This is a genomic window from Burkholderia sp. AcTa6-5, from assembly GCF_017815075.1.
Lineage (GTDB): Bacteria > Pseudomonadota > Gammaproteobacteria > Burkholderiales > Burkholderiaceae > Burkholderia > Burkholderia sola.
Genome location: NZ_JAGIQE010000024.1, coordinates 21,994 through 47,241 on the forward strand (window position 1 = coordinate 21,994; position 25,248 = coordinate 47,241).

Annotated in this window: 27 protein-coding genes; 13 read left to right on the plus strand and 14 right to left on the minus strand. The window is 67.4% G+C overall.

Annotated elements, in window-relative coordinates:
• Positions 1 to 84 precede the first annotated feature (84 nt).
• The 3 genes from tadA to J8I33_RS26765 form a co-directional block, all read right to left on the minus strand.
• Positions 85 to 681 carry a tRNA adenosine(34) deaminase TadA gene (gene tadA / locus J8I33_RS26755; protein ID WP_050013321.1) on the minus strand — a complete coding sequence of 199 codons (597 nt, stop codon included), beginning with the start codon at positions 679 to 681 and terminating at the stop codon, positions 85 to 87.
• Positions 678 to 1,079 (minus strand): DnaJ family domain-containing protein, encoded by a 402-nt coding sequence (locus J8I33_RS26760; protein ID WP_027784729.1) that lies wholly within the window; start codon positions 1,077 to 1,079, stop codon positions 678 to 680. The genes tadA and J8I33_RS26760 overlap by 4 nt, the downstream gene beginning before the upstream one ends.
• A gap of 279 nt (positions 1,080 to 1,358) precedes the next feature.
• The gene (locus J8I33_RS26765) at positions 1,359 to 2,582 is read right to left on the minus strand and encodes an MFS transporter (RefSeq protein WP_209939451.1); all 1,224 of its coding nucleotides are present in this window, start codon (positions 2,580 to 2,582) and stop codon (positions 1,359 to 1,361) included.
• A 297-nt stretch (positions 2,583 to 2,879) separates the two neighbouring features.
• Between J8I33_RS26765 and J8I33_RS26770 the strand changes: the two genes are divergently transcribed.
• The 8 genes from J8I33_RS26770 (at position 2,880) to J8I33_RS26805 (ending at position 9,111) form a co-directional block, all read left to right on the plus strand.
• Entirely contained in the window at positions 2,880 to 3,650 is a 771-nt protein-coding gene (locus J8I33_RS26770; protein ID WP_209939444.1) for a GntR family transcriptional regulator, read from the plus strand.
• Positions 3,647 to 5,386, plus strand: a complete 1,740-nt coding sequence (locus J8I33_RS26775) for a fumarate reductase/succinate dehydrogenase flavoprotein subunit (RefSeq protein ID WP_209927776.1) — start codon at positions 3,647 to 3,649, stop codon at positions 5,384 to 5,386. Before J8I33_RS26770 ends, J8I33_RS26775 begins: the two co-directional genes overlap by 4 nt.
• Before the next feature lie 11 nt (positions 5,387 to 5,397).
• A complete protein-coding gene (locus tag J8I33_RS26780) occupies positions 5,398 to 5,643 on the plus strand; it encodes a ferredoxin family protein (protein ID WP_050013325.1) in 246 nt (81 codons plus the stop codon).
• Positions 5,644 to 5,775: 132 nt separating this feature from the next.
• Positions 5,776 to 6,780 (plus strand): HEAT repeat domain-containing protein, encoded by a 1,005-nt coding sequence (locus J8I33_RS26785; RefSeq protein WP_124651537.1) that lies wholly within the window; start codon positions 5,776 to 5,778, stop codon positions 6,778 to 6,780.
• Positions 6,777 to 7,055, plus strand: a complete 279-nt coding sequence (locus tag J8I33_RS26790; protein WP_050013327.1) for a gamma-butyrobetaine hydroxylase-like domain-containing protein — start codon at positions 6,777 to 6,779, stop codon at positions 7,053 to 7,055. The genes J8I33_RS26785 and J8I33_RS26790 overlap by 4 nt, the downstream gene beginning before the upstream one ends.
• On the plus strand, positions 7,009 to 8,046 hold the full coding sequence (locus tag J8I33_RS26795; protein ID WP_348636026.1) for an NAD(P)-dependent oxidoreductase: 1,038 nt from the start codon (positions 7,009 to 7,011) through the stop codon (positions 8,044 to 8,046). Before J8I33_RS26790 ends, J8I33_RS26795 begins: the two co-directional genes overlap by 47 nt.
• 49 nt (positions 8,047 to 8,095) lie before the next feature.
• Positions 8,096 to 8,569: an NUDIX hydrolase gene (locus tag J8I33_RS26800; protein WP_185624964.1), complete on the plus strand. Its 474-nt coding sequence runs from the start codon at positions 8,096 to 8,098 to the stop codon at positions 8,567 to 8,569.
• Between the two features lie 92 nt (positions 8,570 to 8,661).
• The gene (locus tag J8I33_RS26805; RefSeq protein WP_209939445.1) at positions 8,662 to 9,111 is read left to right on the plus strand and encodes an acetyltransferase; all 450 of its coding nucleotides are present in this window, start codon (positions 8,662 to 8,664) and stop codon (positions 9,109 to 9,111) included.
• Positions 9,112 to 9,114: 3 nt separating this feature from the next.
• Here the strand turns inward: J8I33_RS26805 and J8I33_RS26810 are convergent, their stop codons facing one another.
• Positions 9,115 to 9,702, minus strand: a complete 588-nt coding sequence (locus J8I33_RS26810) for a 2'-5' RNA ligase family protein (protein ID WP_348636027.1) — start codon at positions 9,700 to 9,702, stop codon at positions 9,115 to 9,117.
• Between the two features lie 152 nt (positions 9,703 to 9,854).
• Between J8I33_RS26810 and J8I33_RS26815 the strand changes: the two genes are divergently transcribed.
• Entirely contained in the window at positions 9,855 to 10,472 is a 618-nt protein-coding gene (locus J8I33_RS26815; protein ID WP_209927789.1) for a 3'-5' exonuclease, read from the plus strand.
• A gap of 215 nt (positions 10,473 to 10,687) precedes the next feature.
• Here the strand turns inward: J8I33_RS26815 and guaA are convergent, their stop codons facing one another.
• The 5 genes from guaA to J8I33_RS26840 form a co-directional block, all read right to left on the minus strand.
• Positions 10,688 to 12,307 (minus strand): glutamine-hydrolyzing GMP synthase, encoded by a 1,620-nt coding sequence (guaA, locus tag J8I33_RS26820; protein ID WP_050012880.1) that lies wholly within the window; start codon positions 12,305 to 12,307, stop codon positions 10,688 to 10,690.
• A gap of 107 nt (positions 12,308 to 12,414) precedes the next feature.
• A complete protein-coding gene (locus J8I33_RS26825; RefSeq protein ID WP_089488562.1) occupies positions 12,415 to 13,014 on the minus strand; it encodes a hypothetical protein in 600 nt (199 codons plus the stop codon).
• A 6-nt stretch (positions 13,015 to 13,020) separates the two neighbouring features.
• The gene (guaB, locus tag J8I33_RS26830; protein WP_050012882.1) at positions 13,021 to 14,481 is read right to left on the minus strand and encodes an IMP dehydrogenase; all 1,461 of its coding nucleotides are present in this window, start codon (positions 14,479 to 14,481) and stop codon (positions 13,021 to 13,023) included.
• 279 nt (positions 14,482 to 14,760) lie between these two features.
• Positions 14,761 to 15,627, minus strand: a complete 867-nt coding sequence (locus J8I33_RS26835; RefSeq protein WP_209939446.1) for a DUF2182 domain-containing protein — start codon at positions 15,625 to 15,627, stop codon at positions 14,761 to 14,763.
• 28 nt (positions 15,628 to 15,655) lie between these two features.
• On the minus strand, positions 15,656 to 16,420 hold the full coding sequence (locus tag J8I33_RS26840; protein ID WP_124637757.1) for a DUF899 domain-containing protein: 765 nt from the start codon (positions 16,418 to 16,420) through the stop codon (positions 15,656 to 15,658).
• Between the two features lie 114 nt (positions 16,421 to 16,534).
• Here J8I33_RS26840 and J8I33_RS26845 point away from each other — a divergent pair, with 114 nt between their 5' ends.
• The 3 genes from J8I33_RS26845 (at position 16,535) to J8I33_RS26855 (ending at position 19,551) form a co-directional block, all read left to right on the plus strand.
• The gene (locus tag J8I33_RS26845) at positions 16,535 to 17,755 is read left to right on the plus strand and encodes an HTH domain-containing protein (protein WP_124680818.1); all 1,221 of its coding nucleotides are present in this window, start codon (positions 16,535 to 16,537) and stop codon (positions 17,753 to 17,755) included.
• 31 nt (positions 17,756 to 17,786) lie between these two features.
• Positions 17,787 to 18,473, plus strand: a complete 687-nt coding sequence (locus tag J8I33_RS26850) for a glutamine cyclotransferase (RefSeq protein ID WP_050013032.1) — start codon at positions 17,787 to 17,789, stop codon at positions 18,471 to 18,473.
• 112 nt (positions 18,474 to 18,585) lie between these two features.
• Complete coding sequence (locus tag J8I33_RS26855; protein WP_124630805.1) at positions 18,586 to 19,551, plus strand: DMT family transporter; 966 nt, start codon at positions 18,586 to 18,588, stop codon at positions 19,549 to 19,551.
• A 42-nt stretch (positions 19,552 to 19,593) separates the two neighbouring features.
• On the opposite strand, the gene J8I33_RS26860 is transcribed toward J8I33_RS26855, so the two are convergent.
• Together J8I33_RS26860 and J8I33_RS26865 are read right to left on the minus strand one after the other, a co-directional pair.
• Positions 19,594 to 19,917, minus strand: coding sequence for an RnfH family protein (locus tag J8I33_RS26860; RefSeq protein ID WP_209939447.1), 324 nt, complete (start codon positions 19,915 to 19,917; stop codon positions 19,594 to 19,596).
• A gap of 4 nt (positions 19,918 to 19,921) precedes the next feature.
• Positions 19,922 to 20,359: a type II toxin-antitoxin system RatA family toxin gene (locus tag J8I33_RS26865; RefSeq protein ID WP_006478512.1), complete on the minus strand. Its 438-nt coding sequence runs from the start codon at positions 20,357 to 20,359 to the stop codon at positions 19,922 to 19,924.
• A 99-nt stretch (positions 20,360 to 20,458) separates the two neighbouring features.
• Between J8I33_RS26865 and smpB the strand changes: the two genes are divergently transcribed.
• Positions 20,459 to 20,905 carry an SsrA-binding protein SmpB gene (smpB, locus tag J8I33_RS26870; RefSeq protein WP_050012888.1) on the plus strand — a complete coding sequence of 149 codons (447 nt, stop codon included), beginning with the start codon at positions 20,459 to 20,461 and terminating at the stop codon, positions 20,903 to 20,905.
• A 151-nt stretch (positions 20,906 to 21,056) separates the two neighbouring features.
• On the opposite strand, the gene J8I33_RS26875 is transcribed toward smpB, so the two are convergent.
• The 3 genes from J8I33_RS26875 to ppsA form a co-directional block, all read right to left on the minus strand.
• Positions 21,057 to 21,992, minus strand: coding sequence for an SPFH domain-containing protein (locus tag J8I33_RS26875; protein WP_050012889.1), 936 nt, complete (start codon positions 21,990 to 21,992; stop codon positions 21,057 to 21,059).
• A gap of 33 nt (positions 21,993 to 22,025) precedes the next feature.
• Positions 22,026 to 22,460, minus strand: coding sequence for an NfeD family protein (locus J8I33_RS26880; RefSeq protein WP_089488565.1), 435 nt, complete (start codon positions 22,458 to 22,460; stop codon positions 22,026 to 22,028).
• A 207-nt stretch (positions 22,461 to 22,667) separates the two neighbouring features.
• Complete coding sequence (gene ppsA / locus J8I33_RS26885; RefSeq protein ID WP_050012891.1) at positions 22,668 to 25,067, minus strand: phosphoenolpyruvate synthase; 2,400 nt, start codon at positions 25,065 to 25,067, stop codon at positions 22,668 to 22,670.
• Positions 25,068 to 25,248: the final 181 nt, after the last annotated feature.

Here is a 25,248-nt window from a genome sequence, read left to right on the forward strand (position 1 = left end):
CTGCTTAGAGGGACCGAACCGTGTCCGGTTCACGAAAACCGTGCACGCCCGGGACGCCGGGCGCGGCGAGCGGCGAGCGGCGGCCTATGACGCGCCGGATTCGGCGTCGCGGGCAAGCCGCGCTTCGCGCAGCGCGCGACGGCGCTCGGCGAAGAACGACTTCAGCGCGGCGCCGCACTCGTCGGCGAGCACGCCGCCGGTCACTTCGGTATGGTGATTCAGTTGCGGATTCGCGAAGGCATCGATCACGCTGCCGCACGCGCCCGTCTTCGGGTCGGCCGCGCCGTAGACGACCCGCGCGATGCGCGCGTGCATGATCGCGCCTGCGCACATCAGGCACGGCTCGAGCGTCACGTACAGCTCGCAGCCGGGCATCCGGTAATTCTGCAGCTGCTGCGCGGCCATGCGCAGCGCGGCCATTTCGGCATGCGCGGACGGGTCGTGCCCGCCGATCGGATGGTTGAAGCCGCGGGCGATCACTTCGTCGCCGCGCACGAGCACCGCGCCGACCGGCACTTCACCGGCCGCGCGCGCCTCTTCGGCGGCAGCCTGCGCAAGACGCATGAAATGGAGGTCGCGCGCCGCGACGGGCGCGGTTTCGTGAACGGGAGAATCGGCGGCGGGGTCAGCGGCCGCGGCGGCTGCAGAGCGTGCTGCGTCGTGCAGCGCGTCGGACGTCACATCGTCCCCGCTTCGGCGGGCGCGTCGTCGAGCCCGCGCTCGCACAGGCGTTCCGCGATGCGCCGGCAGTAGTCGCGCGGCATCACCATCGGGCCGCCGCGCAGCGATTCGAGCGCCATGTCGAGCGCGAGGATCTTCGCCTGCAGCCGGCAACGCGCGGCACGGTCGCTGACCGCCTGCACTTCGTCGTGCAGGTTGCGCAGCGCGCGCAGTTGCTCGACGGCCGGCGGCACGAAGCCCGCGTTCTTCAGGATACGGTTGGCCACCCGCACCTCCTCGGGCACGAGCAGGTCGTCATCCAGCGCCTGCGGCGCGCCGGTACCCGGCAAATCGTCGAACTCGCCCCGCGCGGCGGCGGCGGCAATACGTTGTTCGACCAGGGCGTCAAGCAGTCTCATCAGTCAATCGGAACAATGCGGCAGGGCGAATTCTAGCAGGGTGACGCCGGTATGACAGGCCCTTCGAATACATGCTCGATATTGTGGTTTTAGGGGCCGAATCGCCGCGCATGCGCGCCGATCGCCGTCAGTTGCCGCTCTGCTGCGCAGCAGCAGGCTGAGCGCGGTTTGGACGCGTGCAAATGGAACGCGTATCCGGGCCCATTTTTTATCCGCGTCGATGCGGCCGGCCGCCGTCGATCGCGTGAAAATGCGACGCGCGTCGCTTCCGCTGCCCGATTACGCAGCCGCGGTTTCCGGCCGCGCCTTCGCGAACGGGCGGAACATCGTCGCGATCAGGAACGCGCCGATCCCGATCGCGAACGAGCCGAGGTACAGCCGGCCATAGCTGCCGAACGCATCGACGATCAGGCCGCCGGCGACCGGGCCCGCGGCCATCCCGAGGCTGCCGGCCATCGCGCAGCCGCCGATCACGGTGCCCATCATCCGCAGCGGGAAATTCTCGCGCGCGAGCACGGAATACAGCGGCATCACGCCCGCATAGATGAAACCGAACAGCGTCGCGACCGCGTAGAAGCCGTCGAGCGTGCGCACGAAGTAGTAGCCGAGCGCGCCGAGCGCCTGCGCGAGCAGCCCCGCCACCAGCATGCGCTTCGCGCCGAGCCGGTCGCCGAGGATCCCGAACGCGATCCGGCCGCCCATGCCCGCGAGTCCTTCGACGCTGTAGATCGACACCGCGACGATCAGCGGAATCCCGCAGGTCACCGCGTAGCTGACCGTATGGAAGATCGGGCCCGAATGCGTCGCGCAGCAGAAGAAGTTGGTCAGCACGAGCACCATGAACTGCGGCGAGCGCAGCGCATCCGCGACCGACATCGCGGCGGGCGCGCCGGCGGACGCCGGCGCAGCCGCCGCGTGCGCGGATTCGGGATCGAGCGCGGGCGCCCGGCGCACCAGCAGCGACACCGGAATCATCACGACGGCCGCCAGCGCGGCGATCAGCAGCATCGACGTGCGCCAGTCGCGCACCGACACGAGCCACGCAGCGAGCGGCGCCATCGTCATCGGCGCCATCCCCATGCCGGCCGACACGAGCGAGACCGCGAGGCTGCGGTGCGTGTCGAACCAGCCGGTCACGCACGCCATCATCGGCGCGAATATCGCGGCCGTCGCACCGCCGACGGCCAGGCCGAAGGTCAGCTGGAACGCGAGCAGCGACGGCGCGCGGCTCGCCAGCGCGAGGCTCGCCGACAGCAGTACGGCGCCCGCGATGACGACCGGCCGCGTGCCGACGCGGTCCGACAGGCTGCCCCACGCCAGGCTCGCGAAGGCCATCGCGATGAAGCCGAGCGTCATCGCGGCGGAGATGCCGGTCATCGACCAGCCCGTATCGCGCGCGATAGCCCGCAGGAACACCGGCAACGAAAACATCGCGCCGATCGCGACGCAGCCCATCAGGCCGCCCGCGGCGACGATCACCCAGCGGTATCGGGAATCCGGCATGTGGCGTGTCATGTGGCTTCTCCTCGTTCGTTGCGCCATTTGCGGCAACCGGCTGCCGGCCGCATGGCGCGGCGCAATGCCCGGTCGATATCGATACGACGGGCGGCACATCGGGAAATCGACATGCGCGCCGCATGGGTCGCGAATTTTTCATTTTGGGCGAATCCGCTCGGCTCGCAAGGGTCGGATCGCGCGCCCCACTTTTCCTCAACGGGAAATTCGAAATCAGAAATCGTTGGTTGGGGCACGCACTCGCGCTGGCTACACTCGCCCCATCTTGTCATAACAAGTTGACCGATGCCCCCACCCAACGTCGTGCCGCTGTCCGCGGCCCCGCTCTACGTGCAGATCAAGGACACGCTGCGCGCGCGCATTCTCGACGGCACCTACGCGCCGCACAGCCGGATGCCGTCCGAGCACGCGCTCTGCGCGATGTTCGACGTCAGCCGCATCACGGTGCGCCAGGCGCTCGGCGACCTGCAGAAGGAAGGCCTGCTGTTCAAGCTGCACGGCAAGGGCACGTTCGTGTCGAAGCCGAAGGCGTTCCAGAACGTGACGTCGCTGCAGGGCTTCGCGGAGGCGATGTCGTCGATGGGCTACGAGATCGTCAACCAGTTGCGCAGCCTGCGCACGGTGAAGGCCGATCGCCATCTCGCGACGAAGCTGAACGTGCCCGAAGGCGCGCCGCTCGTCGAGATCCATCGCGTGCGGCTGCTGAACCGCGAACCCGTGTCGCTCGAACAGACCTGGGTGCCGGAAGCGCTCGGCAAGCGTCTCGCCGGCGCCGATCTCGCAACCCGCGACATCTTCCTGATCCTGGAGAACGACTGCGGCATCCCGCTCGGCCATGCCGACGTGTCGATCGACGCGATCCTCGCGGACGACGACATCGTCGACGCGCTGCACGTCGAGGAAAGCAGCCCGGTGCTGCGTATCGAACGCCTCACGCACGACGCGTCGGGCGCGCCGCTCGACTACGAATACCTCTACTTCCGCGGCGACGCCTTCCAGTACCGGTTGCGCGTCGACCGGCAGAAGGCGCGCAAACCTGCAAGGAACCCGCGATGAATACCCATGTGCATGAATACGACATCGTCGTGGTCGGCGGCGGCACGGCCGGCCCGATGGCGGCCATCAAGGCGAAGGAGCGCGATCCGTCGCTGCGCGTGCTGCTGCTCGAGAAGGCCAACGTCAAACGCAGCGGCGCGATCTCGATGGGGATGGACGGCCTGAACAACGCGGTGATTCCCGGCCATGCGACGCCCGAGCAGTACACGCGCGAGATCACGATCGCCAACGACGGGATCGTCGACCAGGAAGCCGTGTACGCGTACGCGACGCACAGCTTCGCGACGATCGAGCAACTCGACCGCTGGGGCGTGAAGTTCGAGAAGGACGGCACCGGCGACTACGCGGTGAAGAAGGTCCACCACATGGGCTCGTACGTGCTGCCGATGCCGGAAGGCCACGACATCAAGAAGGTGCTGTACCGGCAACTGAAGCGCGCCCGCATCGCGATCACGAACCGGATCGTCGCGACGCGCGTGCTGACCGACGCACAGGGTCGCGCGAGCGGCGTGCTCGGCTTCGACTGCCGCACCGCCGATTTCCACGTGATCCGCGCGAAGGCCGTGATCCTGTGCTGCGGCGCGGCCGGCCGTCTCGGCCTGCCGGCGTCGGGCTACCTGATGGGCACGTACGAGAACCCGACCAACGCGGGCGACGGCTACGCGATGGCCTATCACGCGGGCGCCGCGCTCGCGAACCTCGAATGCTTCCAGATCAATCCGCTGATCAAGGATTACAACGGCCCGGCGTGCGCGTACGTGACGGGCCCCTTGGGCGGCTTCACCGCGAACGGCAAGGGCGAACGCTTCATCGAATGCGACTACTGGAGCGGCCAGATGATGTGGGAGTTCTACCAGGAACTGCAGAGCGGCAACGGTCCCGTGTTCCTGAAGCTCGACCATCTCGCGGAGGAAACGATCCGGACCATCGAGCAGATCCTGCATACCAACGAGCGGCCGAGCCGCGGCCGCTTCCATGCGGGGCGCGGCACCGACTACCGCAGCCAGATGGTCGAGATGCACATCTCCGAGATCGGCTTCTGCAGCGGCCACAGCGCATCGGGCGTGTACGTGAACGCACGTGCGGAGACGACCGTGCCGGGGTTGTACGCAGCCGGCGACATGGCGGCCGTCCCGCACAACTACATGCTCGGCGCGTTTACGTACGGCTGGTTCGCCGGGCAACACGCGGCCGACTACGTGGCCGGCCGCGAACACGCGCCGGTGGACGACGAACAGGTCGATGCCGAGCGCACCCGCGCGCTCGCGCCGCTGCTGCGCGAGCGCGGCCTGGCGCCGGCGCAGGTCGAGTACAAGCTGCGCCGCATGGTGAACGACTACCTGCAACCGCCGAAAGTGACGCGCAAGATGGAAATCGGGTTGCAACGCTTTGACGGAATCACTGAGGATATCGAAGAAATCAAGGCGAACAACCCGCACGAACTGATGCGCGCGGCCGAAGTGCGCGCGATCCGCGATTGCGCGGAAATGGCCGCGCGCGCATCGCTGTTCCGCACCGAGAGCCGCTGGGGGCTGTACCACCATCGCGTCGATTTTCCGCACCGCGACGATGCCGAATGGTTCTGCCACACGTGGCTGCGCAAGGACGCCGCCGGCGCGATGCGCAGCGAGAAGCGGCCGGTCGAACCGTACGTCGTGCCGCTTGCCGACGACGAACGCGGCGCCTACGCGCAGTTGCGCATCCGCGAACCGGCCGCGCCCGCGGCCGCCCTGTGAGGAACCTTGCCATGCCCCATACCCCGCACGACACCTTCCAGCGCAGCAGCGCGCCCGTGACGATCGACGAGTCGCTGTGCATCGCCGACAAGGGCTGCACCGTCTGCGTCGACGTGTGCCCGCTCGACCTGCTCGCGATCGACGTCTCCAAGGGCAAGGCGTACATGCAGTTCGACGAATGCTGGTACTGCATGCCGTGCGAACGCGACTGCCCGACCGGCGCGGTCAAGGTCGACATCCCTTACCTGCTGCGCTGACACGGCGCGCCACCTGCGCACCGACGACAGCACGACCGGGCCCGTGTTCATCGACATCAAGCGCCGCTGTCTCGCGCTGCTGCGCGACGCGGCCTGAGCGCAATTGCCCATTCACCGCACCGACTTTTCTCCATGACCGCTTCTTCCTCCGCTTTCCCGCTGCCCGGCGTGCCAACCGTCGATCACGCCGATCATGCCGCGCTCGTCGCGCGCCTCGCCGCAGCCGATGCGTCGGTGCGTCGCATCGCGCTGCTCGAACTCGCCGATCTCGAAGCGCCCGAACTCGTGCCGTCGTTCGTCGCGGCGCTGCGCAGCGACCCGTCGGCCGACGTGCGCAGCGAGGCCGCACGCGTGCTCGACGCGTGGGAGCAGCCCGATGTCGTCGACGCGCTGTGCCACGCGCTGCTCGATCCGGACGACGGCGTGCGCGCGACCGCCGCGCAAAGCCTGTCCGAACTGAAGGACGCGGCATCGGGCGCCGTGCTGTGCCGGTGGGCCGACCGGCCCGAGCCGTTCGTGCGCGCCGCCGCGCTGCGCGGCTTGCGCGAGTTGCGCGACCCCGACGCGTTCGCGCCCGCGCTGCGCGCGCTCGACGCGAGCGCCGCTGCCGTACGCACCGAGGCGGTCGTCGTGCTCGGCTGGCTCAAGGACGGCCGCGCGCTGTCGCCGCTCGCGCGCATCGCGACCACGGACACGGATGCGGACGTGCGGCGCGCCGCGGTCAGCGCGATCGGGTTTGCGGCGGCCGACGATACCGCGGTCGTCACCGCGTTGCTCGCGGCGCTGCGTGACACTGAATGGCAGGTGCGCGAGGAAGCGGCGGCCACGCTCGGCAAGCTGCGCGCCGCCGTTGCGCGCGACCCGCTCGTCGCCGTGCTCGACGACGATTACTGGCAAGTGCGCGTGCGCGCCGTGCGTGCGCTCGGGCAATTGCGCGATGCGGCCGCGGCATCGGCCGTCGTCGCGCTGCTCCCGCATGCGATCAGCAATCTGCGCAAGGAAGCCGCGCTCGCGCTCGGCGAATTGCGCGACCGGGCGACACTGCCCGCGCTGCACGACGCACTCGACGATCGCGACCCCGACGTCCGCAAGGCCGTGCGGATCGCGATCGGACAGATCGACGACGCATCGCGATGATCGCGCCGACCGACATCGCGCTCGATCACCCGGCGCGCGCATTGACGCTGCGCTGGCCCGACGGCGCCACGCAACGTATCGGCTATGCGCGGTTGCGCAGCGATTGCCCGTGTGCGGAATGCCGAAAGGTCCGGCTCGACGGCGGCCACATCGACGCGCGGCCGGGCCTGACACTCGACGGCATGGAAGCGCTCGGCTACGGCGTACGCTTCCTGTTCGGCGACGGCCATGCACGCGGCATTTATCCGTGGCCGTATCTGGCGGACCTCACGTAGGGGCGACGATGCGACTTCCACGCTCGCGCGGACCACATGGCCAGCAAGCGAAAACGCTGCGATACTGACGCCCACGATCGTCGCCAGCTACCGTGGGAGCAGCACCATGCAAACCGCAGTCGGATTCATCGGTCTCGGCGTGATGGGCACGCCGATGGCGCTCAATCTCGCGCGGGCCGGCACGCCGCTCGTCGCGTGGAGCCGCTCGCACGGCAACGACGATGCACTGCGCGACGCCGGCGCACGCGTGGCCGAAAACGTCGACGAAGTGTTCACGTCCTGTCGCACGGTGATTCTGATGCTCGCGAACGACGCGGCAATCGACGCCACCCTCGCGCGCGGCACGCCCGGTTTTGCCGCCCGGGTCGGCGGCCACACGATCGTCAACATGGGCACGAATGCGCCCGAATATTCGCGCGCGCTCGCCGATGACATCGCCGCCGCGTCGGGCCGCTACGTCGAGGCGCCGGTGTCGGGCTCGCGCAAGCCGGCCGAAGCCGGGCAGCTCGTCGTGATGCTGGCCGGCGCGCCGACCGACGTCGATGCCGTCCGCGCGCTCGTGAAGCCGCTGTGCCGCGACAGCTTCGTGTGCGGCGACGTGCCGTCGGCGCTGACGATGAAGCTCGCCGTCAACCTGTTCCTGATCACGATGGTCACCGGTCTCGCCGAAGCCACGCACTTCGCGCAACGCCATGGTATCGACCTCGCGCGCTTCGCCGACGTGCTGAATGCCGGCCCGATGGCCAGCGACGTGTCGCGCGTGAAGCTCGGCAAGCTCGTCGCGGGTGATTTCTCGGTGCAGGCCGCGATCACCGACGTGCTGAAGAATGCGCGCCTCGTCGCCGAATCCGCGCGCGGCATCGGCATCGCGTCGCCGCTGCTGGACATCTGCCACGCGCTTTACGGCGAGACCGAGCAGGCCGGACATGGTGCGGCCGACATGGTCGCCGTGATTCGTGCGATCGAACGGCGTACCGGGGACGCGAGATGAGCGGTGTGCACGTGCACGCGTTCGTTCCCATCGACGGGTAGGAGCAACCATGTCCGCAACCGACAACGCTGCTTGCTTGCGCCCCGTTCCCGCCGTGATCGGCATCGTGCTGCGCGAACGCGATGTGTTGCTCGTGCGCCGCGCGAATCCGCCCGACGCAGGCTGCTGGGGCTTTCCCGGCGGCAAGATCGAGTCGGGCGAGCCGCTCGCAGACGCGGTCGTGCGAGAAATCGCGGAAGAAACGATGATCGACGTCGAAGCGCTCGACACCTTTACCGCGCTGGATGCGTTCGATTACGATGCGCACGGCGCCGTGCGCCAGCATTTCGTCATGATCGCGGTGCTGTGCAGGTGGCTGCGCGGCACGCCGGCCGCCGGCGACGATGCGCTCGACGCGCGCTGGTTCGGCATCGACGAACTCGACCGCGACGATTTGCCGATGAGCGCGGGCGTGCGGGACGTCGCGCGACGGGCGATGGAGCGGGCGGCGATGCTGGGCCGCGCGCGTCCGCCATTCGCCTGACACTTCCGCTGTCGCTTGCGCATCGGCGCGACGCGTTCGCTCCGTCATGGAGCCGACTAGCCTCCGAGCGCCGAATCATCACACATCAAACCATGCTCAGAATTCGACAATCCACCGAGGCCGACGGCACACGTGTGCTGGATATCTGGCGCCATGCCGTCGACGCCACGCATCACTTCCTGAGCGACGACGATCGTCGTTCAATCGAGTCCGAAGTCGTCGCATTTCTGCCGGGCGCACCGCTCGATCTGGCCGTCGACGAGCGCAATCGCGCGATCGGCTTCATGCTGCTCGACGGCAGCCACATGGAAGCGCTGTTCGTCGATCCCGCGCACCATCGCGCGGGAGTCGGGCGGTTGCTCGTCGAAGAGGCGCTCAAACGCCATCCCGACCTGTCGACCGACGTCAACGAACAGAACGAAGCGGCGGCGGGATTCTATGAACGGCTCGGATTCGAGCGCTGCGGGCGATCGGAGCTGGATGGACAGGGGCGCCCGTATCCGCTGATTCACCTTCGTTATCGCGGTGGCGATCGGGACTGAAGATCATCCCGGCGGGCTACCGGTCGTCAGCGGCCAGCGCCCCAAAACGTCGTAGTGCGACTTGCCGAGCCAGCTATCGATCAGGGCGAAGTCGAACACGGTCCAGGTAATCGGCTCGATCCGGTGCTCATCGGGCCTCTGTGCACCATACAGCAGCGTCACGTGCGGGGTAAAACTCGACGGAAAAACAGGCACACCTGCCCGTTTCAACGCGTCTCGCAACTGCCGTCGAAAATCGATCAAGTCTTCCAGACCGGCCTTCCCCGTCAGCACCAGCGGCTGACGACCGGACCGCCGGTTGAAGCTGATGATCGTGTCGAACGTCACGGAGAAAGATGGCACGTCGATGCGGTCCGCCACCGCACGTGCCCGTACAAGGGTAGCGCCCGGCACATAGGCGAAGTCGCCCAGAGAACCCAGCGTAATGTGCAGACGCTCGATGCCCACCATGCTGTCCTTCTCCAGCCGCATGCTTTCGACAAGGCCAGTAATGCGCGCCGCCGTGGCCAGGTCCGGCATCACGGCGAAAAAGAAGCGGTGCACGGGAACCGGCGGCGGCGCATCGAATCCGGGTAGCGTCAGTTGAGTCACGGCAGCATCTCCATCTGGCCTGGAGCGAGATTTGATTATCGTCAATCGGTAGCCTGCTCGCTCCCGCTCGACGAATCCGCCGTTCGCGCGCCCGAAGATGCTACCCTCTTGGCCACACTCGACACCCTCTGATGACGCACCTGAATTCAACCATGCAAACCGTCGCGGTACTGGATTTCGAAACCACCGGGCTGTCGCCGAATCTGGGCGACCGCGCAACCGAAATTGCCGTCATCCTGCTGCGCGACGGGCAGGTCGTCGACCGTTTCCAGAGCTTGATGAATGCCGGCCGACGCATCCCGTCCGATGTCGTTGCGCTCACCGGCATCACGAACGACATGATCGCGGCGGCGCCGCCCGCGTCCGAAGTCATGAAGGAAGCGGCGGCGTTCGTCGGCAAGCATGCGGTCGTCGCCCACAACGCCGGCTTCGACAAGCGCTTCTGGCAGTCGGAACTGGGGATGCTCGGCATGTCGGCCGACCATCCGTTTGCGTGCACGATGCTGGTGGCGAGGCGGATCTATCCCGACGCCCGGAGTCACCGCCTGTCGAGCCTGGCCGAGATGCTGCGGCTGCCGCAAACGGGCCGTGCGCACCGGGCGATGGTCGATGCCGAGATGGCCGGGCATCTTTGGTGCCGGTTGCAGCAGGAAATTTCGCGGACTTATGGACTGGATCGGATCGATCACGCGTTGATGTCGCGGGTGCAGGCGACGACCAAGGCGAAGGTGCCGATGTATTTGCGGTCGCTCGGGCGGGCGTGTACGTGACGCATCCGATGCCGGAACGGAAAACACCTCGCTCGCTGGCTGACTGCACGCGTTAACGCAAAACGACCTGGCAATTGAATTGCCAGGCCGCTTCTTGCTCCTCGTGAGCCGGGGCAGCACGCCAACCGAACCAGCCCTCCCGCTTGCGAACTATCGCGACATCAAACGATGCGCAACGGCACAAGCGGAATCGAACGGCGATTCAGTCGGAATGCTCACTCCCACTCGATCGTCGCCGGCGGCTTCCCCGAGATGTCGTACACGACCCGGTTGATCCCGCGCACCTCGTTGATGATCCGGTTCGACGCACGGCCGAGCAACGCATACGGCAGATGCGCCCAATGCGCGGTCATGAAGTCGGTCGTCTGCACCGCGCGCAGCGACGTCACATAGTCGTATGTGCGCCCATCGCCCATCACGCCCACCGACTTGACCGGCAGGAACACCGCGAACGCCTGGCTCGTCAGGTCGTACCAGCTCTTGCCGACATCGCCCTCGCCGCACAGCCCCGCAGCCGCATCCTGCGCGGTCGCGGTCGTGCCACGCAGCTCCTCGATGAAGATCGCGTCCGCACGGCGCAGCAGGTCCGCATACTCGCGCTTCACTTCGCCGAGAATCCGCACGCCGAGGCCCGGGCCCGGGAACGGATGGCGGTACACCATCTCCGGCGGCAGGCCGAGCGCGACACCCAGCTCGCGCACTTCGTCCTTGAACAGGTCGCGCAGCGGCTCGAGCAGCTTCAGGCCGAGCGTTTCCGGCAGGCCGCCGACGTTGTGGTGGCTCTTGATCGTCGTCGCCTTCTTCGTCTTCGTGCCGCCCGATTCGACCACGTCCGGGTAGATCGTGCCCTGCGCGAGCCACTTCGCCTTCGACAGCTTCTGCGCTTCAGCCTGGAACACCTCGACGAACTCGCGGCCGATGATCTTGCGCTTCGCTTCCGGATCGGTCACGCCGGCCAGGTGGCCGAGGAACTGGTCGGACGCGTCGACGTGCACGACCTTCGCATGCAGCCGGCCCTCGAACATGTCGAGCACCATCTTGCCTTCGTTCAGGCGCAGCAGGCCGTGATCGACGAACACGCAGGTCAGCTGATCGCCGATCGCGCGATGGATCAGCGCGGCCGCGACGCTCGAATCGACACCGCCCGACAGGCCGAGAATCACTTCCTCGTCACCGACCTGCTCGCGGATCTTCGCGACGGCTTCCTCGATGTGGTTCTTCATGATCCAGTCGGGCTTCGCGCCGGCGATTTGCAGCACGAAGCGTTCGATGATCTGGCGGCCCTTCACCGTGTGCGTGACTTCCGGATGGAACTGCACCGCGTAGTAGCCGCGCGCCTCGTCGGCCATGCCGGCGATCGGGCAGCTCGGCGTCGACGCCATCAGCGCGAAGCCCGGCGGCAGCTCGGCCACCTTGTCGCCGTGGCTCATCCAGACCTTCAGCATCCCGTGGCCTTCGGCCGTCGTGAAATCCTCGATGCCGTCGAGCAGGCGCGTATGGCCGTGCGCACGCATTTCCGCGTAGCCGAATTCGCGATGGTCGCTCCACTCGACCTTGCCGCCGAGCTGCACGGCCATCGTCTGCATGCCGTAGCAGATGCCGAGCACCGGCACGCCGAGATCCCACACGGCCTGCGGCGCGCGCAGTTGATGGTCTTCGTACGTGCTCGCGTGGCTGCCCGACAGGATCACCGCCTTCGGCGCGAACTCGCGGACGAATTCGTCGGACACATCGTTCGGATGGATTTCGCAGTAGACGTGCGCTTCACGCACGCGGCGCGCGATCAGTTGGGTGACTTGCGAACCGAAGTCGAGAATCAGGATTTTGTCGTGCATGGCTGCGGACGGGATGAAGAGAATAAGAAAAGCAGCGCACGAAGCGCTGCGTCAAAAGCATGGATAGCGGCGTCGGGCGGCAGGCGGCTCGCGCGACGCATCGCCGGTCAATCCTGCGACGGCGGGCGCGCGTCGAACGCGACGCTGCCTGACGCGCGCTCGGAGGCGGCCGATGGGGCTGCCGCGGCCGGCGCCGAAGGCGCCACCGGACGGCTGACGACCGGCTCGACCCGCGGCTGCACGGCGGAAGCCCGCGCCGGTTCGACCGGACGCTGCGCGTCCCGGCCCTCGAGCGCCTGCGCTTTCTCGCGCCGGCGCACGGCCGATGCGAGGCGCACGCCGCCGAGGCCGAGCAGGATCAACGCGACTCCGGCCACCGCCGACAACACCCGGCCGGCGGCCGCGAGCGCGGGGCCGCTGCCGGTGCCGAGCGACCACACGACCGTCAGCACGCCGGTCAGCCAGTTGACATGGCCGACCGCGCGCGCGACGGGCGCCGTGAGGTCGCCGTTGAACGCCGCATGAAACGCGAGCCACGCGAGCCCGAGCAGCGCGATGCCGAACGCCTGGCCGAGCATCGCCGGCTGGATGTTCGCCAGTTGCAGCGCGTTGAACAGCGCCTGCCAGGGCGTCAGCACGAACAGCACGCCGAACGCCAGCAGCAGCACGGCATCGACGATCAGCACGGCTCGCAGCAGCGGTTTCATCGGCGATCAGTCCACGTGGTAGTTCGGCGCTTCCTTCGTGATCTGCACGTCGTGCACGTGCGACTCGCGCATGCCCGCCGCGGTGATCTGGACGAATTCGGCCTTCTCGTGCAGCTCGTCGATCGTCTTGCAGCCGCAGTAGCCCATGCTCGCGCGCACGCCGCCGACCAGCTGGAACAGGATCGCGTTGACCGAACCCTTGTACGCGACGCGGCCTTCGATGCCTTCCGGCACGAGCTTGTCGATGTTCGCCGAGTTGTCCTGGAAGTAGCGGTCCGCCGCGCCGTCCTTCATCGCACCGACCGAGCCCATGCCGCGATACGACTTGTACTGGCGGCCCTGGTACAGGAACACGTCGCCCGGCGCCTCTTCGGTGCCCGCGAGCATGCTGCCCATCATCACGGCGTTCGCGCCGGCCGCGAGGGCCTTCGACACGTCGCCCGAGAAGCGCACGCCGCCGTCGGCGATGCACGGCACGCCGGTGCCCTTCAGTGCTTCCGCGACGTTCGCGATCGCGCTGATCTGCGGCACGCCGACACCCGCGACGATCCGCGTCGTGCAGATCGAGCCCGGGCCGATGCCGACCTTGACCGCGTCCGCGCCGTATTCGACGAGCGCCTTCGCGGCGGCGGCCGTCGCGATGTTGCCGCCGATCACCTCGACGTGCGGGAAGTTCTGCTTGACCCAGCGCACACGCTCGAGCACGCCCTTGCTGTGACCGTGCGCGGTATCGACGACGATCACGTCGACGCCGGCCTGCACCAGCAGCTCGACGCGTTCTTCGTTGTCCGGACCGACGCCGACCGCCGCGCCTGCGCGCAGCTTGCCGTGTTCGTCCTTGCACGCGTCCGGGTGCTCGGTCTGCTTCGTGATGTCCTTGACGGTCATCAGGCCGCGCAGTTCGAACGCGTCGTTGACGACCAGCACGCGCTCGAGGCGGTGGCTGTGCATCAGCGCCTTCGCCTCGGCGAGCGGCGTGCCTTCCTTGACCGTGACGAGGCGCTCGCGCGGCGTCATGATCGACTTGACCGGCTCGTCGAGGCGCGTTTCGAAACGCAGGTCGCGGTTCGTGACGATACCGACGAGCTGCGGGCCTTCGACGACCGGGAAGCCCGAGATGCCATGCTGGCGCGACAGCGCGATCACGTCGCGCACCTTCATTTGCGGCGGCACCGTGATCGGGTCGCGGACGACGCCCGACTCGAAACGCTTGACCTTGGCGACTTCGCGGGCCTGTTCGGCCGGCGTCAGGTTCTTGTGGACGATACCGACGCCCCCCTGCTGCGCCATCGCGATCGCGAGGCGACCTTCGGTGACCGTGTCCATCGCGGCGGACACGAGCGGCATGTTCAGGGAGATGTTGCGGGTCAGCTTGGTCTTGAGGCTGGTGTCGCGCGGGAGAACGTCGGAGAAGGCGGGAACGAGGAGCACGTCATCGAAAGTGAGTGCTTTTTGGATCAGACGCATGGCAAATCCTATGGGCGCAAAAGCGAATTATACGCGAAGCGCCGCGAATTTTCACAACACGAACAACGGCTTAGCCGGTTTCGGCCGCTCGGGGGCCGAATCGTTCGGATCGCCGTTCGGTTCGTTTTCGATCGCTTTTCGTTTTACGGGCGCGTCGAACCATTCGCGCAATCAGGCCGGGCGGCAGGTGCGCGTGTTGCGGCGGGGCTACACGGGCGCGACGACAGCGTCCGCGCACGGCCCGGCGACACACCCGCCGAAGCGGCTTGCCTGCCCGCCTCACGCCAGCCCGGCCGCGCGGGCCACCATCGCGATGCCGGCCGCCACCACCGCGTACCCGACGATCCGCGCGACGCGCCCGCCGGCCGGCGCCACGCGTTCGGCGGCGATCGCCACCGCGACGGCGGCCATCACGCGCAGATCCATCATGCCGGCCGCCAGCGCGACCGCCATCAGGTTCCCGCAACACGCGCCGCATCGGATCGCGGCGCGCAGGCCGTACCGCCATGCCGTGACGACCGCAGCCCGCGGCACATGCCCATCGTGCGCCGCCGCGTGCCGGCAGCACGCGAGCCGGCGCGCCTTCCACCCGGAGAATTGCAACGCGCCCGCGGCCAGCACGACGGCGCCGGCCGCGAACGGGATCGCCCGGGCGAACGCCGGCAGCCGGGCGGCGGCCATCGTCAGTGCGGCGCCAATCGGAAACACGAGCGCCCCGAGCGCAATCCAGACCGAGAAATATCCGGCCCCCGCGACGACGACGAGCCAGGCCGACCTCGCCGTCCGCGGACCGATGCGCTGCCGGTAACCCCAGAGCATCGGCGCGAGCACGGGCAGCATCATCGTCACCGTCATCGCGCCCCACATTTCAACGAACGCCACGAACGCGCGTCCGGCACCCTGCCCGCACGGCCGCAGCCAGGCGGCCGACGCCATCCAGCCGCCGGGCATCGGTTCGCCGCCCATCGCCGCCATCGACGCGTGCTGCGCCAGCAACGCCATCGCGGCGACCGCGAACACGGCCACGGCCGCCGCGCCGAACGCCCGCCGATCGGAGGCCGTCTCGCCGGTCGTCGGCCCAGTTTTCGGCCCAGTTTTCGGCCCGGTTGCCGGCCCGGTTGCCGGCCCGGTCGTCGTTCGTGTCATCACGCGCTCCCGCCCGTGGCCACCCCGCTCAACCGCGCGCGTACTCGTCGTGACGGCGCCACCATGGGCCGGCCTCGTTGCGACCGAGCGGCGCGCGATCGAGCCACTGGTACATCCCCCACAACCCGTCGAGGCCGCGCGCGTAAGTCGAATACGTGTGATAGACGGCGCCGTCCTCGCGCACGAATGCGCTCATTCCCGGCCGGTCGAGCGAATACGTGCGTGCGTCGGTGCCGCACGTGGCCGCGAACTGTACGACGGGTGCCGGCGGCGGATCCATGTCCATCGCATGGCCGGCCCGCGCATAGTTGTATTCGACGTCGCCCGCGCGCTGCTGCGTTTCGGTGAACGACACGTTGAAGTCGAAGTTGAAATCGCTGCCGACCGACGACGCCCACGGGAACGTCCAGCCCATCCGCTGCCGGTATGCGAGCAGTTTCGCGAGCGGCGCGCGCGACACGGCCGCGAGCGTCACGTCGTGGTGCGCCAGATGCACGGCGAAGCCGTCGAAGCCGTCGGCGAGCGCCGAGCACGACGGGCAGCCCGCCTTGTAGTCGGGGCCGAACATGAAGTGATAGACGAGCAATTGCGAACGGCCGTGAAACAGGTCGTCGAGCGTCGCCTGCCCGTCCTCGGTATCGAACCGGTAAGTCTTGTCGACGCGCACCCACGGCAGCGCCTGGCGCCGCCGCGCGAGTTCGTCGCTTTGCCGCGTCAGCGCCTTTTCCGCGTCGAGCAGCGCGCGACGTTCGGCCAGCCATTCGTCGCGGGTTCCGGTGAGATGGGTCGTCATTGCAGGTTCCTCCTTCCGATGGGTATCCGGGCACGGCATCCGGAGCCGTGTGCGTGGTGCTAGATTAGTGGCCGGCATCGGGCCAGAGGGAGTGACAAGTGTGTCGGGATTCGGATGGATTCGCTGATCACGGCGGCCGCGCGCGCGCTCGCGGCCGGTGACGCGCTCGGCGCACTGAACCGCGTCGCGCTGCGCGACGATGCGCCGGCGCTCGCGCTGCGCGGGATCGCGCTCGCGCAGCTCGGCGATTTCGACCGTGCACGCGCGCTCGTGCGCGGCGCCGCACGCGCATTCGGCGCGAAAGAAGCGGTCGCGCGGGCGCGCTGCGTCGTCGCGGAAGCCGAGATCGCGCTCGCGTCGCGCGACCTGCACTGGCCGACGCGCGCGCTCGATGCGGCCTGCGCGACGCTCGACGCGCACGGCGACCACGCGAACGTCGCGCATGCCCGCTATCTCGGCGTGCGCCGCTTGCTGCTGATCGGCCATCTCGACGAGGCCGAGCAGCTGCTTGCGCATCTCGATCCCGCGCCGCTGCCGCCCGCATCGCGCGCCGCCCATGAATTGATCGCAGCCGGCATCGCGATGCGCCGCATCCGCACGCATGCGGCCCGTGCGGCGCTCGACCGTGCGCGGACAGCCGCGCGCGCCGCCGGCATCGCGGCGCTGACGGCCGAGGTCGACACCGCGGCGCTCGCACTCGACGCACCGGCCGCGCGGCTCATCGCGCGCGGCACGTCGCGGCTCGTGTCGCTCGACGAAGTCGAGACGCTGTTCGAGTCGAATTCGCTGGTCGTCGACGCATGCCGCCACACGGTGCGCGATGCGCGCACGACCGTGTCGCTCGCGCGGCGTCCGGTGCTGTTCGTGCTCGCCCGCGCGCTTGGCGAAGCGTGGCCGGCCGACGTGTCGAGAAACGCGCTCGTCGCCGCCGCGTTCCGCGCGAAACAGGCCGACGAATCGCATCGTGCGCGGCTGCGTGTCGAAATCGGCCGGCTGCGCGCGGTGCTGCGCCCGCTCGCGAACGTCGTCGCGACACCGCGCGGCTTCGCGCTCGAACCGCTCGGCGTGCGCGACACCGTCGTCCTCGCGCGCCCGGTCGACGATCGGCACGCGGCCCTGCTCGCGCTCCTCGCCGACGGCGAAGCGTGGTCGAGCTCCGCGCTGGCGCTCGCGCTCGGCACCAGCCAGCGCACCGTGCAGCGCGCGCTCGATGCGCTCGCGGAAACCGGCAAGGTGCAGGCGCTCGGCCGCGCACGCGCGCGCCGCTGGATGACGCCGCCGCTGCCCGGATTCGCGACGACCTTGTTACTCCCGGTTGCGCTGCCGGGCGATTAGGATGGCCTCATCGAACCACGAGGTGACGAACATGAAACGCTCCACTGCAGACATCCTTCACGAATACGGCCCGTTTCCGGGCGTCGACGGCGTGCACGGCGTCACGTTCGACGGGCAGCACGTGTGGTACGCGTCCGGCGACAAGCTGAATGCGCTCGACCCCGAGCGCGGCACGATCGTCCGTTCGCTCGACGTCGCCGCGCACGCGGGCACCGCATTCGACGGCCGCCACCTGTTCCAGATCGTCGAGGACCGCATCGAGAAGATCGACCCCGAATCGGGCCGCGTGCTCGCGACGATCCCGGCGCCCGGCGGCGGCGCCGATTCGGGGCTCGCGTGGGCGGAAGGCACGCTGTGGGTCGGCCAGTACAGCGAACGCAAGATTCATCAGGTGGATCCGCAGTCGGGCGCCGTGCTGCGCACGATCGAATCGAACCGCTTCGTCACCGGCGTGACATGGGTCGACGGCGAGCTGTGGCACGGCACGTGGGAAGCCGACCGGAGCGACCTGCGGCGCATCGATCCGCGCACGGGGGAAGTACTCGAGCAGATCGACATGCCGGCCGGCGTCGGCGTGTCGGGGCTCGAATCCGACGGTCACGACCGCTTCTACTGCGGCGGCGGCAACAGCGGCAAGCTGCGTGCCGTGCGGCGCCCGGCGCGCGCGCGTGTCGCCGGCGACGGCGCGGCGGCGACGCCCGATTCGACAGAGGATTGATTCGCCGCCCTGTCGAAACCACTCCATGCCCCGAGTGCAGGAATGAACAAGACGCCGCGGCGACGGCATCGCTAAGATGCGCGCACCTCGGTCATTTTGTTCGGAGCGGTCGATGCAGCGCGGCGTGGTGTACGGTGTCCTGGCGGGCGCCATGTGGGGCATGGTGTTTCTGGTTCCGCGGCTGCTGACCGATTTCTCGCCGCTGCTGCTGAGCGCCGGCCGCTACACGATGTACGGCCTCGTGTCGCTCGTGGCCGCGCTGCCGGCCGCGCGCGCGCTGCTGGCCCGGCTGACCCGCGAGGATCTCGTCGCCCTCGTGAGGCTCGCCGTCATCGGCAACGTCGCGTACTACATGCTGCTGTCCGGCGCCGTGCACCTGATCGGCATCGCGCCGAGTTCGCTGATCGTCGGCGTGCTGCCCGTGACCGTCACGCTCGCGGGCCTCGGCGACCAAGGCGCGATGCCGCTGCGGCGGCTTGCCGCCCCGCTCGCGCTGGTGATCGCGGGCATCGTCTGCATCAACGTCGATCTGTTTACGTCCGAAGCCGCGCACGCGACGACGCTCGCCCAGAAGCTCGCGGGCATCGCCTGCGCGGCGGGCGCGCTCGCGAGCTGGACCTGGTATGCGGTGGCAAATACGCGATACCTGCAGCGCCATCACCATTTCGGCGGCAACGAATGGTCGGTGCTGTGGGGTGTCGTGACGGGTCTGATCGGCGCGCTCTGCTGGGTGGCGATCCTCGCGCTGCCGGCCGGCGCCGTGCAGGCGGCCGTGCCCGCATCGCGCTGGCAGTTGTTCTGGCTGCTGAACCTCGTGCTCGCGATCGGCGCGTCGTGGCTCGGCAACGGGCTGTGGAACGCCGCGTCGAAGCGGCTGCCGCTGACGCTGTCGGGTCAGCTGATCGTGTTCGAAACCGTGTTCGCGATGCTGTACGCGTTCGTGTACGACCGGCGAATGCCGCATGTGCTGGAGATCGCCGCGCTCGTGCTGCTGCTCGCCGGTGTATACGGCTCGGTACGAAAGCATGGCGACACGCCGGGCGGCGCGCCGACAAACGCAAACGCCGCGGCCCACTGAGCGCCGCGGCGTTTGATCGGACCCATCAGCGCGAACGACGCGTCAGCGCGCGTCCTTGTGCATCCACTTGCGGCCCTCGATCGAGCCGTCGCGGCGGGACTTGTCGACGCGCCGCTGGCGCGCGAGCTTCGGATCGACGATCAGCGGACGGTAGATCTCGACGCGATCGTGGTCGACGAGCGGCGCATCGAGCGGCGCGAGCTTGCCGTAGACGCCCGTCTTCGCGTGCGCGAGATCGATCTCCGGGTGCAGCGCGAGCACGCCGCTCGCGTGGATCGCCGAGCGCACGGTCGCGCCTTCGGGCAGCGACAGCGGAATCAGCGTCTGGCGGTCCGGCAGTGCATAGCAGACTTCGATCGACAGCATCGCGTCACCCCTTTCCGTAGCGCTGGTCCGCGCGCTTCACGAACGAATCGACGAACGTGTTCGCGATGTGGCTGAACACCGGCCCGATGATCTTCTCGAGCAGGATGCTCGAAAACTCGTAGTGCAGCGCGAATTCGATCTTGCACGCGTCGGCGCGCAGCGGGATGAAGCGCCACGAACCCGTGAACTTCTTGAACGGCCCGTCCGCGAACTCCATGTCGATCCGTGTCGGACGCTGCTGCGTGTTGCGCGTCGCGAAATGCTGCTTGATACCCTTGAAGTTGATGTCGATGCGCGCTTCCATTCCGCTCTCGTCCTGACGGCGAACCTCGACACCGCCGCACCAGGGCAGGAAATTGGGGTAGTCGGCCACGTCGGTGACGAGGTCGAACATCTGTTCCGCCGAGTGACGGATCAATACGGTTTTCTGGACATCTGCCATAAATCGCGCGGCATCGCTTAAAGTGGGAACGCCAAGCCGGGCGATTCCCGCCCCGCTTTGCTAAAATCGTGATTTTAAACGAGTTGGCCCGATCCTTTCATGAGCATCATCGACAACAGGAAAGCGCACTTCGATTATCACATCGAGGAACGCTACGAGGCGGGGCTCGTGCTGGAGGGCTGGGAAGTCAAGGCGCTGCGCGCCGGACGCGGCCAGATCAAGGAAGGCTACGTCGTGGTGAAGAACGCCGAGATCTTCCTGATCGGGACCCATATCAGCCCGCTGCCCGAGGCCTCGACGCACATCAAGCCCGACCCGGTCCGCACGCGCAAGCTGCTGCTGCACCGCGACGAAATCAAGAAGCTGATCGGCAAGGTCGAGCAGCGCGGCTATACGCTCGTGCCGCTGAACTTCCACTACAAGGGCGGCCGCGTGAAATGCGACATCGCGCTCGCGAAGGGCAAGAAGCTGCACGACAAGCGCGAAACCGAGAAGAAACGCGACTGGGAACGCGAGAAGGCGCGCATCATGCGCGCCGGCACCTGACGCGCACGGCATCAACGCAAACGACACGGCCCGCTCGAAGCGGGCCGTGTCGCTTTTGACTATCTGAATCGCGCGTCCGGTTTGCCCGACTGCGCGACGATTCGTCGCACGACGATGCGCACGCGGCAGCCGCGCGCGCATCGCATCGGGCTCAGCCCTTCGCGCCGGACGCCGCCCCCGCGTTCTTGACGATCGTCAGCGCCGACGAGATCGCGGTGCCGAGATCCGACAGGTTCGACGGCACGATCAGCGTGTTGCCCTGCTTCGCGAGATTCGCGAACGCGCCGACATACTGCTCGGCGACCTTCAGGTTCACCGCGTCCATCCCGCCTTGCGACTGGATCGCGCTCGCGATCTTCTGGATCGCCTGCGCGTTCGCCTCGGCCACCGCCAGAATCGCGGCGGCTTCGCCCTGCGCCTGGTTGATCGCGGCCTGCCGTTCGCCTTCGGACTTCTGGATCGCGGCTTCACGCGCACCCGACGCGAGGTTGATCTGTTCCTGCTTGCGGCCTTCGGATGCGGCGATCAGCGCGCGTTTTTCACGCTCCGCGGTGATCTGCGCCTGCATCGCGTGCAGGATTTCCTTCGGCGGCGTCAGGTCCTTGATCTCGTAGCGCAGCACTTTCACGCCCCAGTTCGCCGCTGCCTGATCGAGCGCCGACACGATGTTGTGGTTGATGAAATCGCGTTCCTCGAACGTCTTGTCGAGTTCGAGCTTGCCGACCACCGAGCGCAGCGTCGTTTGCGCGAGCTGCGTGATCGCCAGCACGAAGTTGCTCGATCCGTAGGACGCCTTCATCGGATCGGTCACCTGGAAGTACAGCACGCCGTCGACCTGCAACTGCGTGTTGTCGCGCGTGATACAGACCTGGCTCGGCACGTCGAGCGGAATTTCCTTCAGCACGTGCCGGTATGCGATGCGATCGACGAACGGCAGCACGATATTGAGACCGGGCGACAGCGTCGCGTGGTAGCGCCCGAAGCGCTCGAGCACCCATGCATGCTGCTGCGGCACGATCTTCACCGTCTTCGACACGATCACGATCGCGATGACGAGCAGGACAACCCAGATGATCAGCGAATCCATGAAATATTCTCTCCTTGTTGTATCAGCGGACGATCAGCCCGCGGGTTTCGCCACGACCACGAGGCAATTGCCGCGCACGGCGCTGACTTGGTACACGTGCGCATCGTCGCGCTCGCCGTGCGCGAGCTCGACGTCCCAGTCGGCGCCGCGATACTGCACGCGCGCGCGGCCGTCACGCCACGCGTCGACCGTGACGGTCGAGCCGATATCGAGATTGACGTCGGGATTCGTCGACGTATCGCGCTTCTGCTTGCGGCCGAGCCCCGAGCGGCGCAGCGCGATCATCGCGACGATCGCGACCGCGGCCGCCGCGCCGAACTGCACGTGCGGCGCGAAACCGGCCAGTTGCAACACACCGCCCGCGAGAAAGCCGAGCGCGATCATCAGCAGATAGAACGTGCCCGTCAGCAACTCCGCGACGACCAGCACGCCGACCCCGACCCACCAGAACAGATGCCCCGACATCATTGTGGTCTCCAGAAAAACGCCCCGATGCTCACTCTATTCGCTGCGTGCGCAACTGCACGCAGCGCTCGGCACACGCGAGATCGCCGCGCGTACCGACGAAAAAAAACACCCCGGTGCTTACCGGGGTGTTTATAGCACGAACCTTGCATTTTGCCTTCAACGAAAGCGCGGCGGACCGCCCTTTCGCCGAAGTTGCATGCCCGATCGTTACTTGCGGTTGGCGAGCGCCTGCCACGTATCGATGATCGTGTCGGGGTTCAGCGAGATCGACACGATGCCTTCGTCGGTCAGCCATTGCGCGAAGTCCGGGTGATCGGACGGGCCCTGGCCGCAGATCCCGACGTACTTGCCCATCTTGCGGCAGGTATCGATCGCACGCTTCAACAGGAACTTGACGGCCGGGTCGCGTTCGTCGAAGTCGACGGCCAGCAGTTCCATGCCCGAATCGCGGTCGAGGCCGAGCGTGAGCTGCGTGAGGTCGTTCGAGCCAATCGAGAAACCGTCGAAGTGCTCCAGGAACTCTTCGGCGAGGATCGCGTTGGTCGGGACTTCGCACATCATCACGAGGCGCAGGCCGTTTTCGCCGCGCTTCAGGCCGAACTTCTCGAGCAGGCCGACGACGCGCTCCGCCTGCTTCACGGTCCGCACGAACGGCACCATGATCTCGACGTTGGTCAGACCCATCTCGTCACGCACGCGCTTCAGTGCACGGCATTCCATCTCGAACGCCTGCGCGAAGTCCTCGGCGATGTAGCGCGATGCGCCGCGGAAGCCCAGCATCGGGTTTTCCTCGTCCGGCTCGTAACGCGAACCGCCGATCAACTTCTTGTACTCGTTCGACTTGAAGTCGGACAGACGCACGATCACGGGCTTCGGATAGAACGCCGCCGCGATCGTCGCGACGCCTTCCGTCAGCTTGTCGACGTAGAACTGACGCGGCGACGCGTGACCGCGCGCGACGCTCTCGACCGCCTTCTTCAGGTCCTGGTCGATGTTCGGGTACTCGAGAATCGCCTTCGGGTGAACGCCGATGTTGTTGTTGATGATGAACTCGAGACGCGCGAGACCCACACCGCCGTTCGGCAGTTGCGAGAAGTCGAACGCGAGCTGCGGGTTGCCGACGTTCATCATGATCTTGACCGGGATTTCCGGCAGTTCGCCGCGCTGCACTTCCGTGACTTCCGTCTCGAGCAGCCCGTCGTAGATCTTGCCTTCGTCGCCTTCCGCGCACGACACGGTGACGAGCGCGCCGTCCTTCAGCACGTCCGTTGCATCGCCGCAGCCGACGACTGCCGGCACGCCGAGCTCACGCGCGATGATCGCCGCATGGCAGGTACGGCCGCCACGGTTCGTGACGATCGCCGCCGCCCGCTTCATCACCGGCTCCCAGTTCGGGTCGGTCATGTCGGCCACCAGCACGTCGCCCGGCTGCACGCGTTCCATTTCCGACGGATCCTGGATCACGCGCACGGGGCCCGCGCCGATCTTCTGGCCGATCGCACGACCCGTCGCGAGCACCTGCGACTGGCCCTTCAGCTTGAAGCGCTGCTCGGCCTTGCCGCTCGCCTGGCTCTTCACCGTTTCCGGACGCGCCTGCAGGATGAAGATCTTGCCGTCGCGGCCGTCCTTGCCCCACTCGATGTCCATCGGACGCTGGTAGTGCTTCTCGATGATGACCGCGTACTTCGCCAGCTCGATCACGTCTTCATCGGTGATCGAGTAGCGGTTGCGCTGCTCGTGCGGCACGTCGACCGTCTTCACGCGGCCCGGCTCGCCCGGCTGCGTGAATTCCATCTTGATCAGCTTCGAGCCGATCGAGCGGCGGATGATCGGGTACTTGTCCTGCGCGAGCGTCGTCTTGAACACGTAGAACTCGTCCGGGTTCACCGCGCCCTGCACGACGGTTTCGCCCAGGCCGTAGCTCGACGTGATGAACACGGCGTCCTTGAAGCCCGATTCGGTATCGATCGTGAACATCACGCCGGCCGCGCCGACGTCCGAGCGGACCATGCGCTGCACACCGGCCGACAGCGCGACTTCGGCGTGCGTGAAGCCCTTGTGCACGCGGTACGAGATCGCGCGGTCGTTGTACAGCGACGCGAACACGTGCTTCATGCGGTCGAGCACGTCGTCGATGCCGACGACGTTCAGATACGACTCCTGCTGGCCGGCGAACGATGCGTCGGGCAGGTCTTCCGCGGTCGCGGACGAGCGCACGGCGAACGACAGTTCGGCCGGCGAGCCGTTCTTCAGCACTTCGAACTGCGCGCGGATTTCCTGCTCGAGGCGTTCCTGCAGCGGCGCGTCGACGATCCACTTGCGGATTTCGGCACCGGCTTCGGCGAGCGCCTTCACGTCGTCGATGTCGAGCGACTCGAGACGCTTGGCGATGCGATCGGTGAGGTCGTTGTGCTTGAGGAAATCGCGGAATGCGAGCGCGGTCGTGGCGAAACCGGTGGGTACGCGAACGCCTGCTTCGGAAAGCTGGCTGATCATCTCGCCGAGCGACGCATTCTTGCCGCCCACGATCTCCACATCGGTCATCCGCAACTGCTCGAACGGAATTACATACGCCTGGTCCTTTGCGACGTTTGCTGCGTTAGTCATACAAGCCCCTAAGTGTGAAAAAAATGCTCGATCGCGCAAGTGGGCTCGAACGCGGGCGCTTGCAAAAAGGCGCGGCGCGTCTTGCGCAACCTGTTAGATAAACACTCGCAGCGGCGAAAATCTTCCGACCCGATTTGCAAAAATCCCGGCAGAAGGGCGATATTTGCAGACAAATCGCCAG